General features: G+C 71.0%; 13 protein-coding genes. All 13 read left to right on the plus strand.

The genetic code is table 11. From position 1 onward, the window contains the following. The first annotated feature begins 80 nt into the window (after positions 1–80). Positions 81–1,007 (plus strand): ABC transporter ATP-binding protein, encoded by a 927-nt coding sequence (locus ABZ923_RS24060; protein ID WP_361475237.1) that lies wholly within the window; start codon positions 81–83, stop codon positions 1,005–1,007. Continuing rightward, positions 1,004–1,774, plus strand: coding sequence for an ABC transporter permease (locus ABZ923_RS24065; protein ID WP_361475239.1), 771 nt, complete (start codon positions 1,004–1,006; stop codon positions 1,772–1,774). Before ABZ923_RS24060 ends, ABZ923_RS24065 begins: the two co-directional genes overlap by 4 nt. A gap of 3 nt (positions 1,775–1,777) precedes the next feature. Further along, the gene (locus ABZ923_RS24070) at positions 1,778–2,593 is read left to right on the plus strand and encodes an ABC transporter permease (RefSeq protein WP_361475241.1); all 816 of its coding nucleotides are present in this window, start codon (positions 1,778–1,780) and stop codon (positions 2,591–2,593) included. Positions 2,594–2,598: 5 nt separating this feature from the next. Beyond that, the gene (locus ABZ923_RS24075; protein WP_361475243.1) at positions 2,599–3,846 is read left to right on the plus strand and encodes an MCE family protein; all 1,248 of its coding nucleotides are present in this window, start codon (positions 2,599–2,601) and stop codon (positions 3,844–3,846) included. After that, entirely contained in the window at positions 3,843–4,883 is a 1,041-nt protein-coding gene (locus ABZ923_RS24080; protein ID WP_361475245.1) for an MCE family protein, read from the plus strand. Before ABZ923_RS24075 ends, ABZ923_RS24080 begins: the two co-directional genes overlap by 4 nt. A 176-nt stretch (positions 4,884–5,059) precedes the next feature. Then, positions 5,060–6,040: an MCE family protein gene (locus ABZ923_RS24085; RefSeq protein ID WP_361475263.1), complete on the plus strand. Its 981-nt coding sequence runs from the start codon at positions 5,060–5,062 to the stop codon at positions 6,038–6,040. Further along, positions 6,037–7,146 (plus strand): MCE family protein, encoded by a 1,110-nt coding sequence (locus ABZ923_RS24090; RefSeq protein ID WP_361475247.1) that lies wholly within the window; start codon positions 6,037–6,039, stop codon positions 7,144–7,146. Before ABZ923_RS24085 ends, ABZ923_RS24090 begins: the two co-directional genes overlap by 4 nt. Continuing rightward, positions 7,143–8,426, plus strand: coding sequence for an MCE family protein (locus tag ABZ923_RS24095; protein ID WP_361475249.1), 1,284 nt, complete (start codon positions 7,143–7,145; stop codon positions 8,424–8,426). The genes ABZ923_RS24090 and ABZ923_RS24095 overlap by 4 nt, the downstream gene beginning before the upstream one ends. Beyond that, on the plus strand, positions 8,423–9,697 hold the full coding sequence (locus tag ABZ923_RS24100; RefSeq protein WP_361475251.1) for an MlaD family protein: 1,275 nt from the start codon (positions 8,423–8,425) through the stop codon (positions 9,695–9,697). The genes ABZ923_RS24095 and ABZ923_RS24100 overlap by 4 nt, the downstream gene beginning before the upstream one ends. Continuing rightward, positions 9,670–10,182 (plus strand): hypothetical protein, encoded by a 513-nt coding sequence (locus ABZ923_RS24105; RefSeq protein WP_361475253.1) that lies wholly within the window; start codon positions 9,670–9,672, stop codon positions 10,180–10,182. The genes ABZ923_RS24100 and ABZ923_RS24105 overlap by 28 nt, the downstream gene beginning before the upstream one ends. A gap of 61 nt (positions 10,183–10,243) precedes the next feature. After that, positions 10,244–11,002, plus strand: a complete 759-nt coding sequence (locus ABZ923_RS24110) for a hypothetical protein (protein ID WP_361475255.1) — start codon at positions 10,244–10,246, stop codon at positions 11,000–11,002. 149 nt (positions 11,003–11,151) lie between these two features. Further along, positions 11,152–11,991 (plus strand): TIM barrel protein, encoded by an 840-nt coding sequence (locus tag ABZ923_RS24115; protein WP_361475257.1) that lies wholly within the window; start codon positions 11,152–11,154, stop codon positions 11,989–11,991. 42 nt (positions 11,992–12,033) lie between these two features. After that, a complete protein-coding gene (locus tag ABZ923_RS24120; protein WP_361475259.1) occupies positions 12,034–12,924 on the plus strand; it encodes a 2-hydroxy-3-oxopropionate reductase in 891 nt (296 codons plus the stop codon). The last annotated feature ends 13 nt before the right edge of the window (positions 12,925–12,937 follow it).

A 12,937-nucleotide genomic window follows, 5' to 3' on the forward strand; every position in this document is an offset into this window, starting at 1 on the left:
CGCGGTCGCCGCGACGGACGCCCCGCCCCTCCCCGTAGAGCAGATGTCGGAGCTGCTCCACGGGCGAAGGGTGGAACCGGATGGGTGTCGAGATCTGTGTGGAAGGGCTGAGCAAGTCCTTCGGCCACCAGGTCATCTGGCAGGACGTCTCGCTGACGTTGCCGGCCGGGGAGGTGTCGGTGATGCTCGGCCCCTCGGGGACGGGCAAGTCGGTGTTCCTCAAGACGCTCGTCGGGCTGTTGAAGCCGGAGCGCGGCTCGGTGAAGGTCGCGGGCCGGGACATCACCCGCCTGCGTGAGCACAACCTGTACGAGGTGCGGAAGCTGTTCGGCGTGCTGTTCCAGGACGGCGCGCTGTTCGGCTCGATGAACCTGTACGACAACATCGCCTTCCCGCTGCGCGAGCACACCCGCAAGTCCGAGAGCGAGATCCGGCGCATCGTGCTCGGGAAGATGGACATGGTCGGGCTGATCGGCGCCGAGGGAAAGCTGCCCGGCGAGATCTCCGGCGGTATGCGCAAACGGGCCGGGCTGGCCCGCGCCCTGGTCCTCGACCCGGAGATCATCCTGTTCGACGAGCCGGACTCGGGCCTGGACCCGGTGCGCGTCGCCTATCTCAACCAGCTCATCGTCGATCTCAACGCACAGATCGACGCGACCTTCCTGATCGTCACGCACGACATCGCATCGGCCCGTCAGGTGCCCGACAACATCGGGCTGCTGTTCCGGCGCGAGCTGGTGATGTTCGGGCCGCGCGAGGAGCTGCTGACCAGTGACGAGCCCGTCGTCCGGCAGTTTCTGAACGGCCGGATGCAGGGGCCGATCGGCATGGCGGAGGAGAAGGACGCGGCGCAGGTCGAGCAGGAGCTGGCCGGGATCGACGACGGCACGGCCGACGCGCTGCCACCCCGCCTGCTGCCCAGCCCCGGCATCACCCGCCCGCCCCGCTGGGAGGCGATCGCCAGACGCGAGGCCCAGCTGCACGGGACGGAGGTGAACAGCGCATGAGGCTCTCCCCGACGGGTGCGCTCCGGCAGTCGGGCAACCTGTTCGCGATGGCGCTGGACGTCGCCCGAACCGTGCCCCGACGGCCCTTCCAGGCGAGGGAGTTCATCCAGCAGGCGTGGTTCGTCGCGAGCGTCACGATCCTGCCGACGGCGCTGGTGTCGATCCCCTTCGGGGCGGTCATCGCGCTCCAGATCGGCAGTCTGACACGGCAGTTGGGTGCGCAGTCCTTCTCCGGTGCCGCGTCCGTGCTCGCCGTCCTGCGCGAGGCCTCGCCGATCGTCACGGCCTTGCTGATCGCGGGTGCGGGCGGTACGGCGATCTGCGCGGACCTCGGGGCGCGCAAGATCCGGGACGAGATCGACGCGATGCAGGTGCTCGGCATCGACCCGGTCCACCGGCTCGTCGTACCGCGCGTACTGGCCTCCATGGTCGTGGCCGTGCTGCTCAACGGCCTGGTCTCGGTGGTCGGTGTCGCGGGCGGATATTTCTTCAACGTCATCCTCCAGAACGGCACGCCGGGCGCCTACCTGGCCTCCTTCACGACGCTCGCCCAGCTGTCCGACCTGTGGGCGGCCGAGATCAAAGCGCTGGTGTTCGGGGCGATCGCGGCGATCGTCGCCTCGTACAAGGGGCTCACCGCGAAGGGCGGCCCGAAGGGCGTGGGCGACGCCGTGAACCAGTCCGTGGTGATCACCTTCATGTTGCTGTTCGTGACCAACTTCGTGATGACCGCGGTGTACTTCCAGGTCGTCCCGCAGAGGGGTTAGCCGATGAGACTTCTCGACCGCCCCTTGCGCTCACTCGAAGAGCTGGGCACCCAACTGTCCTTCTACGGCCGCTCACTGGCGTGGACGGGCCGCACCCTGCGCCGCTACAAGAAGGAGATCCTGCGGCTGCTCGCCGAGGTGAGCTTCGGGCGCGGCGCGCTCGCCGTCGTGGGCGGAACGGTCGGCGTGATCGCCTTCCTGTCCTTCTTCACCGGCACCGAGGTCGGTCTCCAGGGCTACGCGGCCCTCAACCAGCTCGGCACCTCCAACTTCGTGGCGTTCCTGTCGGCGTACTTCAACACGCGGGAGATCGCCCCGCTGGTGGCCGGACTCGCCCTGTCCGCGACGGTCGGCGCCGGCTTCACCGCGCAGCTCGGCGCGATGCGGATCAGCGAGGAAACCGACGCGCTGGAGGTGATGGGCGTCCCGTCGCTGCCGTTCCTGGTGACGACGAGGATGATCGCCGGCTTCGTCGCCGTGATCCCGCTGTACGTGGTCGGTCTGCTCTCCTCGTACTTCGCCGCCCGCACGATCACCACCGGCTACTACGGGCAGTCCACGGGCACCTACGACCACTACTTCCAGCAGTACCTGCCGCCGGTGGACGTGCTCTGGTCCTTCGGCAAGGTGATCGTCTTCGCCGTGCTGATCATCCTGGTGCACTGCTACTACGGCTATTACGCGAGCGGCGGCCCGGCGGGCGTCGGCGTCGCGGTGGGCCGGGCGGTGCGGACGTCGATCGTCGCCGTCAACGTCCTGGACTTCTTCCTGAGCCTCGCGATCTGGGGCGCCAACACGACCGTACGGATCTCGGGGTGAGGCGGGTGAGAGTGCTGAGACTAAGGCTGTACGGCATCGCGTTCCTCGTCGTGCTCGCACTGCTGCTGTCGCTCGCGGTGGCCGTCTACCAGCAGGCGTTCGTGTCCGTCGTACGGGTCACCCTGGAGGCCGACACCCTCGGCAACCAGCTCGATCCGCGCGCCGACGTCAAGCTGCGCGGGCTGCTGGTCGGCGAGGTGCGGAGCGTGCACGCCGACGGCACGAAGGCGACCCTCGACATCGCGCTCAGGCCGGAGTACGTCACGGACATCCCCGCGGACGTGCACGCGCGGCTGCTGCCCAAGACCCTGTTCGGCGAGAAGTACGTCGACCTCGTCGCTCCCGCCCGGTCCACGGCCCGGCCGATCCGCGCCGGCGACGTCATCACCCAGGACCGCACGAAGGTCGGCATCGAGGTGCAGCAGCTGATGAACGACCTGCTGCCGCTGCTCCGCACGGTCAGGCCGGCCCAACTCAACGCCACTCTCTCGGCCTTCGCCACCGCGCTGGAGGGCCGCGGCGACCGGATCGGCGACAACCTGACCCGGGTCGAGGGCTATCTGCGCCGCCTCGACCCCCACCTGCCGTCGATCAAGGAGGACATCGCGCGCTTCGCCGACGTCGCCGAGGTCTACGGCGACGCCACGCCCGACCTGATGCGCGTCCTGCGCAACACGGTCACCACCAGCCGCACGATCGTGGAGAAGCAGGACCAGCTGGCCGCAGGGCTCCGCTCGACCGCTGCCGTGGCGGGCACGGCGAACGACTTCCTGTCCGAGAACGGCGACCGGCTCATCACCCTGGGCCGGGTCTCGCGCCCCACGCTGGAGCTGTTCGCCCGCTACTCCCCCGAGTATCCGTGCCTGTTCCAGGGCCTGGTCCGGCAGGAGAAGGCGTCGGAGGACGCGTTCCGGGGCGGCGAGATGCGGATCACCCTCGAGGTCGTCCGGCCGCAGGGGGCGTACCGGCCCGGTGAGGAGCCGGTCTACGGCGAGCGATCCGGTCCCGACTGCCGTGGCCTGCCGCATCCGCGGGTGCCCGGCCCGAAACCCCGTCTCGACGACGGTACGACCGCCCGGAGTTCCGGCGGCGCGCTCCCCAAAGGTGCCGACGTGTCCGCCACAAAGGCCGAGCAGCGGGCCGTCGGCTCACTCGTGGCCCCCGCCATGGGTGTCCCCGCGGACGAGGTGCCGCCCGTTGCGACCCTGCTGTTCGGGCCGCTCGCGCGCGGAACGGCGGTGAGTGTCGCATGAGCAGGTCAGGAGCCCGGCGGACCGCCGCCCCACTGATGAAGTTCGGTCTCTTCGCGCTGGTGACGATCGCGGCGACGGCCCTGCTGGCCGCGACCATCGTCAATGTCTCGTTCACCCCGAGGAACAGCTACCACGCGGTCTTCAGCGACGTCACCGGGCTGGAGACCGGCGACGACATCCGGGTGGCCGGCGTACGGGTCGGGGAGGTCGAGGACATCCGGATCAAGGACCGGACCCTGGCCGAGGTCACGTTCACCGTCACCACGGACCGGCCGCTGCTCGCGGGCACCCACGCGGTCGTCCGCTACCGCAACCTGGTCGGGCAGCGGTACATCGCGCTGACCGAGGGCACCGGCGACGGCACCACCCGGCTGCGGCCGGGCGGCACGATCCCGCTGTCCAGGACCCGGCCGGCGCTGGACCTCAACGTGCTGCTGAACGGCTTCAAGCCGCTGTTCGCCGCGCTCAGCCCGGGCGACGTCAACCAGCTCGCCACCGAGATCATCAAGACGCTCCAGGGCGAGGGCGGCACGGTGAACAGCCTCCTCGCGCACACCGCCTCGCTCACCACGACCCTCGCCGACCGCGACGAGCTGATCGGCTCGGTGATCGACAACCTCAACACCGTGCTGCAGACGCTCGACAAGCGCGGCTCCCGCTTCTCCGGGCTGCTGACGCAACTGCGCCGGGTGATCTCGGGGCTGTCCGCCGACCGCAAGCCCATCGGGAGGTCGCTGGTGAGCATCGGCGACCTCACGGAGGTCACGTCGGGGCTGCTGAAGGACGCGCGTCCGCCGCTGAAGGACGACATCGCCGGTCTGGGCCGGCTCACCGGAACGCTGAACGACAACGAGAAGACCGTGGAGGGCGTCCTGCAACGGCTGCCGAACAAGCTCGACAAACTGACCGGGACGGCGTCCTACGGCTCGTGGTTCAACTTCTACCTCTGCGACTTCGACGGCCGGATCGTGCTGCCGAGGACCAAGCAGGTGATCAACCCGGAGCTGCACGTGGCACGGGCGAGGTGTGGCGGATGAGACTGCGTGTCCCATGGCGGCGTCACCGCCCCGAGCCCCTGGTGAAGGTACGGGTGCTGCCACCGCGGCTGCCGAAACTCCCCCGGCTGCCCCGGCGCAAGGCCCGCCCCGAACCCCTGGTGAAGGTGCGTGTCCTGCCGCCGAAGCTGCCGAGGATCCGGCTGAAGCGCCCGCGGCTGAAGCCCTTCCGCGACCGCAACCCCGTCGTCGTCGGCGCCGTCGGCCTCACCGTCCTCGCGCTGCTCACGGTCGCCGCCTTCAAGGCCGACAGCCTGCCGCTGATCGGCGGCGGCGACACGTACAGTGCGGCCTTCTCGGAGGCGGGCGGGCTCAAGCCGGGTGACGAGGTGCGGATCGCCGGGGTCAAGGTCGGCAAGGTCGGGGACGTCGACCTCGACGGCGACCACGTCAAGGTCACCTTCAAGGTGAAGGGCGACCCGGCGCTCGGCGCCGACACCGGCGCGTCGATCCGGGTCAGGACGATCCTCGGGGCCAAGTACCTGGCCCTGCACCCGAAGGGGCGCGGCCGGCTGAGGCCGGGCAGCGAGATCCCGATCGGGCGGACCGTGTCGGCGTACGACGTCGTCCAGGCCTTCAGCGACCTGACGACCACCACCGAGGAGGTCGACACGGACCGGCTCGCGAAGGCGCTGGACACGATCTCCGTCACCTTCCAGGACTCCCCCGCGGAGGTGCGCGCGTCGATCAAGGGACTGTCGAGGATCTCCAAGACGGTGGCCTCGCGTGACAAGGCGCTGCGCGGGCTCCTCGACCACGCGAACGGGGTCACCAAGGTGCTGGCCGGCCACACGAAGGACTTCTCGGCGCTGGTGAAGGACGGCGACGAGCTGTTCAAGGAGATCGGCAAGCGGCGTGCGGCGATCCACAAGCTGCTCAAGAACTCGGCGCTGCTGGGTATCGAGCTGTCCGGCCTGGTCGACGACAACGGCAAGGAGATCGGGCCTGCCCTGAAGAACCTCGACATCTTCGTGAAGATGCTCGAACGCAATCAGGAGAGCCTCGACCGCAGCGTCCGGCTGCTCGCTCCCTACGTGCGGCTCTTCACCAACACTCTCGGCAACGGCCGCTGGTTCGACTCCTATGTGCAGAACATGGTCGCCGCTCCGGTCACGCCGCGGACGGGAGGCACCCGGTGATCCGCAGACTCCTGGCCCTGTTCACCGCGCTCGCCGTCGTCGTGGCGCTCGCCGTGGTCCTGTGGCCGCACCCCGACCCCGTCCGGGTCACGGCGTACTTCCCGCGCACCGTCGGCATCTACCCCGGTTCCGACGTCCGCGTCCTCGGTGTCCGCATCGGCGAGGTCGAGAAGATCACGCCGGAAGGCGGCCGGGTACGCGTGGAACTGGAGTACGACCAGGGCCGCAAGGTCCCCGCGGACGCGCAGGCCGCGATCGTCAACTCCTCGGTGGTCAGCGACCGTTACGTGCAGCTGCTGCCGGTGTACCGGAGGGGCCCGGTGCTGCGCGACGGTGACGTCATCCCCGAGTCCCGCACGGCCGTTCCCGTCGAACTGGACCGGATCTTCGACAGCCTGCACACCACTGCCGAGGCGCTCGGCCCGGACGGCGCCGGCAAGAAGGGCTCGCTGTCCCGGCTGCTCGGGGTGAGCGCGGACAACCTCCAGGGACAGGGGGAGAACCTCAACCAGACGGTCCAGGACCTCTCCCAGGCGGTCACCACGCTCTCCGACGGGCGCGGCGACCTGTTCGGGACCGTGCGGAACCTCCAGGTGTTCACGGCCGCGCTGGCGGCGGACGACCAGAGCGTGCGGTCGTTCAACACCAGCCTCGCCGACGTGGCCGAGCAGCTCGCCGGGGAACGCAAGGACCTCGCGGCCGCGCTGAAGTACCTGGCCGCCGCGCTCGGTGACGTGGCCGGCTTCGTGAAGGGCAACAAGAAGGCGCTGACCTCGGACGTGCGGGGCCTGGCCAAGGTCACCAAGGTCCTCGTCAGCCAACGGGCCGCACTGGAGGAACTGTTGACCGTCGCCCCCACGGGTCTGTCGAACCTCCAGAACGCCTACAACCCGGCCGCCGGCACCCTCGACACCCGCAACAACGCGCAGACGTCGCAGGACCCGGCGTCCCTGCTCTGCTCGGTCCTGAAGACGACCGGGGACGACCACGACAACTGTGCCGGGCTGGAGAAACTCTTCGACTCCCTGCCCGAGGTTCCGTCGGCCCCGGCGGGGACGGGCACGGTCGACAAGACCCTCGGCGGAATCCTGGGGGCACGGGCATGAGCGTCCTGCGCAACGGGCGGGTGGCCGCCTGGACGGCGGTCGGCTCGCTGGTGCTGACCGGCTGCGAGTTCAACGGCTGGTACGACGTCCCGCTTCCCGGCGGCGCCGCCTCGGACGGCCACGCCTACCACGTCACCGTCGAGTTCAGGGACGTACTGGACCTGGTCCCGCAGTCGGCGGTGAAGGTCGACGACGTCACGGTGGGCGCGGTCGAGAAGGTGGAGCTGAACGGCTGGCACGCGCGCGTGCGGCTGCGGGTCGCCGACTCGGTGAAGCTGCCGGGCAACGCGGTCGCCGACCTCAGGCAGACCAGCATGCTCGGCGAGAAGTACGTGGCCCTGTCCGCGCCGAGCGGCACCCGGCCCGTCGGACGACTCGGCGACGGCGACCGCATCCCCCTCTCCCGCAGCGGTCGCAACCCCGAGGTCGAGGAGGTCCTGTCGGCCCTGTCCGCGCTCCTCAACGGCGGCGGGGTGGCCCAGCTGAAGACGATCACCGTCGAGCTGAACAAGGCGCTCGGCGGCCGCGAGACCCGGGTCAAGTCCCTGCTGAAGCAGCTCGACACGTTCCTCGGCGGCCTCGACGAGCAGCGGGCGGAGATTGTGCGTGCACTCAAGGGCGTCGACCGGCTGGCCGGGCGGCTGAAGAAGGAGAAGAAGACGATCGCCCGGGCCGTCGACACCATGCCGCCCGCCCTGAAGGCCCTCGCCGACCAGCGCAAGGACCTGACGAAGATGCTCACCGCCCTGTCCGAGCTGGGCAGGACCGGCACCAAGGTGGTGAACGCCTCCCGGGACGACACCGTCGCCAACCTGGGGAAGCTCCGGCCCATCCTGCGGGAGCTGGACAAGGCGGGCGACGACCTGCCCGACTCGCTGGAGATCCTGACCACTTACCCGTTCCCGCGCAACGCCACGGACGCCGTCAAGGGCGACTACGTCAACCTGGGGATCACCGCCGACCTCGACCTGACGGACGTCTACGGCAACGTCGGCGGCACACCGGGCAAGGGCAGGCCCTCCCCGACGCCCCGGACCCCGGACCTTCCCGGCGTCCCCACGCCCACCCCGCTCCCGTCCCTGCCGTCCGTCCCGGACACCCCGTCCCTGCCGGACACCCCGTCCGCACCCGCCGTGCCCTCGACGCCCTCCGACGGCGGCACGCTCCTGTGCCCGCCGGTGTGCACCGCGGCGTACGGCACCGGGGACGGCTCGCGTCGCCTGCCGCCAGGGACCGACCTCGGCCTCGCCGAGCTGATGCTGAAGGGGATACTGCCGTGATCACACGTACGGTCAAGGCCCAGCTGCTCGCCTTCGCGACCGTCACCGCTCTCGGGGTGTCGTACGTCGGCGCGCGGTACACCGGCCTGGTGGACGGCCTCCTCGCCCGCGGCTACACCGTGCGCGCCGACTTCGCCGAGTCCGGGGGCGTCTTCCCCGGCGCCGAGGTCACCTACCGGGGTGTGCCGGTGGGCCGCGTGGGCGATCTGAAGCTGACCGGATCCGGGGTGTCCGTGGCCCTGGACATCGAGGACGGCGCCCCGGAGATCCCGGCCGACACCCTCGCGGTGATCGCCAACCGTTCGGCGGTGGGCGAGCAGTACGTCGACCTCCAGCCGCGCCGGTCGGGCGGGCCGTACCTCATCGACGGCAGCCCGATCCCGCGCAGCCGCACCCGGACCCCGCTTCCGGTCACCGACCTGGTCCTCAGCCTCGACCGGCTGGTCGAGTCGGTCGGCAAGGAGGATCTGCGGGTCACCGTCGACGAGCTGGGCAAGGCGTTCTCCGGCACCGGGCCGCATCTGAGCCGCCTGGTGGACTCCGGGAACGCGCTGGTGGAGTCGGCGTCCGAGTCGCTCCCGCAGACGGTCTCCCTGATCGAGGACTCGCGGAAGGTACTCGGGACGCAGGCCGACCAGGGCTCGGCCATCAAGTCGTTCTCGCGCGATCTCGCCGCGCTCAGTGCGCAGTTGAAGTCGAGCGACGGGGATCTGCGCCGGCTGATCGGCAACACGGTGCCCGCCGCGCAGGAGGTCGGCTCCCTGCTGAGGTCCACGCGACCGCACGTGCCGGTCCTGCTGGCCAACCTCATCAGCGGCGGCCAGGTCACCGTGGCCCGGCTGCCCGGCGTCGAGCAGGCCCTGGTCACCCTCCCGCTCAACGTGGCGGGCAGCTACACGGTCATCCCCGGCGACGGCACCACCCACTTCGGGCTGACCGTGAACGCCGACGACCCGCCCGCCTGCACCCAGGGCTACGGCACACAGCGGCGCGACCCCGCCGACACCGGCACGCGCCCGGCGAACACCGAGGCCCGCTGCACGGCACCGCGCGGCAGCGAGACCTCGGTGCGCGGCGCGCAGAACGCCCCCGGCGCGAGGGCCGGTTCGGCCGGCGTGAACCAGGCCACGCTCGTGGCCCCGTACGACCCGGAGACCGGCACCGCGGCCGGTCCGGACGGCACCCCCGTCGAGATCGGCTCGACGGGAGGCGAACAGACCGTGTTCGGAAAGGAGTCCTGGCAATGGCTGCTCGTGGGACCGATGGCATGACAGGGGTGCGCAGGAGGCTGCTGTCGGTGGGGCTGGTCACCGCGACCGCGCTGACGACCGTGCTGTCCGCGTGGCTGAGCCTGAGGCTGGCCGACCAGCGCGAGGCGGAGCAGCGCCGTCAGGACGTCCTGGCGGCGGCCCGCCAGTCGGCGCTGAACTTCACCTCGCTCGACTACCGGCACTACGACCGGGACAGCGGCAACGTGCTGAAGGGCGCCACCGGCGACTTCAGGAAGCAGTTCGCCGCGCAGACGTCGCAGTTGACCAAGCTCGTCGCCCGGAACAAGTCGGTGTCCGAGGGGCAGGTCCTGGAAGCGGGCATCGTGCGGTCCGACGAGCGCTCGGCCCGGGTGCTGGTCGTGGCCGACAGCAAGGTGACCAACGCCGCCGCACCCGAGGGCCAGTCGCGCACGTACCGGCTCCAGCTCGACCTCGTGCGGGCGGACGGCCGCTGGCTGACCTCGGACGTCACGTTCGTGGGCTGACCCGCCGGCCTGCCCTCATCGGCGCTGTCCCCCCAGCGCCCCACCAGTAAGGAGAGACACCGTGGCGAACCCGACCTCCCGCACCCGCGGCACCGGCTCCCCGGCCCGCCGCACGATGACCGCGGCCGCCCGCGCGGCGGCCAAGCGCGCCGGGCGGCCGGCGGGCCCCGAGCACGGTGCCCGCGGCAAGGAGGAGACCCCGTCCGGGCGCACCCTGCTCATCGAGCCCCCGGCGACCGGCTGGGAGGACCCGCCGGAGCCCGCGCCGGCCGAGTCGTGCGGGGAAGAGCCCGAGGACGGCACGCCGCCGCGCCGGGCGGGACGGAGGCTGCTCACCGCCGCACTGTGCGCCGTCCTGGTGGCCGGCCTGGTCGTGGCCGCCGTACTCGGGTGGCGGTACCGGGAGGGGCGGCGGGCGGAGCTGACCCGGGGCGAGGCCCTCGCGGCCGCACGGAAGGCGGCGCCGGTCGTGCTGTCGTACGACTACCGGCACCTGGACCGTGACTTCGCCCGGGCCCGCGCCCAGCTGACCGGGCACTTCCGCGAGCAGTACGGCAGGACCACGAGGACGGTGGTGGCGCCGACGGCGAGGAAGTACCACGGCGTGGTGACGGCAACCGTGGCCGCCCCCGCCGACGGCGGCGCGCCGGCGGTCTCGGTCGTGTCGGCCGCGCCGGACGAGGCCGTCGTCCTGCTCTTCGTCAACCAGGTCACGGAGAGCACCCGGGTCTCGGGGCCCCGCCTGGACCTGAACCGGGTGCGGATGACCCTGGCGCGCACCTCCGACGGCTGGAAGGTGAGCGGCATCGACGCCCTCTGACCCGTCCGCCACGAGTGCCCTCGCGCAGTACGCGCGGGGGCACTTTTTCGTGGGCTCTCTTGACAGTCCTCCCCTCCCACAGGCAATCTTCCATTAAGCAGAAACGAACTTCCGCAATACGGAATTACAGGGAAGGGAGCGCCGCCCCCGTGGGATTTGCAGACCAGCGCTTCAACGTCAACCTGTCGATCCTCTTCACGGAACTCCCGCTCCTGGAGCGTCCCGCGGCCGCCGCCGCGGCGGGCTTCTCCGCGGTCGAGCTGTGGTGGCCCTGGATCGACTCCCCCACCCCCGCCCCGTCCGAGCCGGCCGCGCTGAAGAAGGCGATCGAGGACGCGGGCGTACAGCTCACCGGGCTGAACTTCTACGCCGGCCGGCTGCCGGGCCCGGACCGCGGCGCCCTGTCGATTCCGGGTGAGGAGTCGGAGAGGTTCCGCGCCAACATCGACGTGGCCGCCGGCTTCGCCGCCTCCCTCGGCTGCACGGCGCTCAACGCGCTCTACGGCAACCGCGTCGAGGGTGTGGACCCGGCCGAGCAGGACGCGCTCGCCCTGGAGAACCTGGCCCTCGCGGCCCGGGCGGCCGACCGGATCGGCGCGATCCTGCTGATCGAGGCCCTCAACCAGCCCGAGTCGCCGCGGTACCCGCTGGTGTCGGCGCCGGCCGCGGTCGGGGTCGTCGACAAGGTGAACGCGGCGACGGGCCTCGGGAACGCGAAGTTCCTCATGGACCTGTACCACCTGTCCATGAACGGCGAGGACCTGCCCTCGGTCATCGAGCAGTACGCGGCGAAGACCGGCCACGTCCAGATCGCCGACAACCCCGGCCGCGGCGCCCCCGGCACGGGCTCGCTCCCGCTGGAGGAGCTGCTCGACCAGCTGAAGAAGGCAGGTTACGAGGGCTGGGTCGGCCTGGAGTACAAGCCGGGCGACCGCCCGAGCGCCGAGGCCTTCGACTGGCTCCCGCGCGAAGCGCGCGCCGCCCGCTGAACCCCCTTGACTTTGCAGAGCAGTGAGAAAGGCACCCCTCCGATGAGCACACTCCCCAAGATCGCCTGGATCGGCCTCGGCATCATGGGCTCCCCCATGTCCGAGAACCTGATCAAGGCGGGTTACCAGGTCACCGGCTTCACCCTGGAGCAGGAGAAGCTGGACCGGCTGGCCGCCGCCGGCGGTACGGTCGCCGGCTCGATCGCCGAGGCCGTGCGGGACGCCGACGTGGTGATCACGATGGTGCCCGCTTCCCCGCAGGTCGAGGCCATCGCCTACGGCCCGGACGGCATCCTGGAGAACGCCCGGCAGGGCGCCCTGCTGATCGACATGTCCTCGATCACCCCGCAGACCTCCGTGGACCTCGCGAAGGCCGCCGAGGACAAGGGCATCCGGGTGCTGGACGCCCCGGTGTCCGGTGGTGAGGCCGGCGCCGTCGAGGCCGTGCTGTCGATCATGGTCGGCGGCGAGCAGGCCGACTTCGACGAGGCCAAGCCGATCTTCGAGGCGCTGGGCAGGACCATCGTGCTGTGCGGCCCGCACGGCTCCGGCCAGACCGTGAAGGCGGCCAACCAGCTGATCGTCGCCGTGAACATCCAGGCGTGCGCCGAGGCCGTGGTCTTCCTGGAGAAGTCGGGCGTGGACCTGGCGGCCGCGCTGGACGTCCTGGGCGGCGGCCTCGCGGGCTCGACCGTGCTGACGCGCAAGAAGGACAACTTCCTGAACCGCGACTTCAAGCCGGGCTTCCGCATCGACCTGCACCACAAGGACATGGGCATCGTCACCGACGCCGCCCGCAACGTCGGCGCGGCCCTGCCGGTCGGCGCCGTGGTCGCCCAGCTGGTCGCCTCCCTGCGCGCGCAGGGCGACGGCGGCCTGGACCACTCGGCCCTGCTGCGGGCCGTGGAGCGCCTGTCCGGCGCCCAGGTCTGACAGCCCTCCTCCA

The sequence above is a fragment of the Streptomyces sp. NPDC046881 genome (genome assembly GCF_040645015.1).
Taxonomy (GTDB): Bacteria; Actinomycetota; Actinomycetes; order Streptomycetales; family Streptomycetaceae; genus Streptomyces.

Coding starts and splice junctions, on each gene's coding strand:
- ABZ923_RS24060 (WP_361475237.1), top strand. CDS start 81: ATGGGTGTCGAGATCTGTGTGGAAGGGCTGAGCAAGTCCTTCGGCCAC.
- ABZ923_RS24065 (WP_361475239.1), top strand. CDS start 1,004: ATGAGGCTCTCCCCGACGGGTGCGCTCCGGCAGTCGGGCAACCTGTTC.
- ABZ923_RS24070 (WP_361475241.1), top strand. CDS start 1,778: ATGAGACTTCTCGACCGCCCCTTGCGCTCACTCGAAGAGCTGGGCACC.
- ABZ923_RS24080 (WP_361475245.1), top strand. CDS start 3,843: ATGAGCAGGTCAGGAGCCCGGCGGACCGCCGCCCCACTGATGAAGTTC.
- ABZ923_RS24095 (WP_361475249.1), top strand. CDS start 7,143: ATGAGCGTCCTGCGCAACGGGCGGGTGGCCGCCTGGACGGCGGTCGGC.
- ABZ923_RS24105 (WP_361475253.1), top strand. CDS start 9,670: ATGGCTGCTCGTGGGACCGATGGCATGACAGGGGTGCGCAGGAGGCTG.
- ABZ923_RS24120 (WP_361475259.1), top strand. CDS start 12,034: ATGAGCACACTCCCCAAGATCGCCTGGATCGGCCTCGGCATCATGGGC.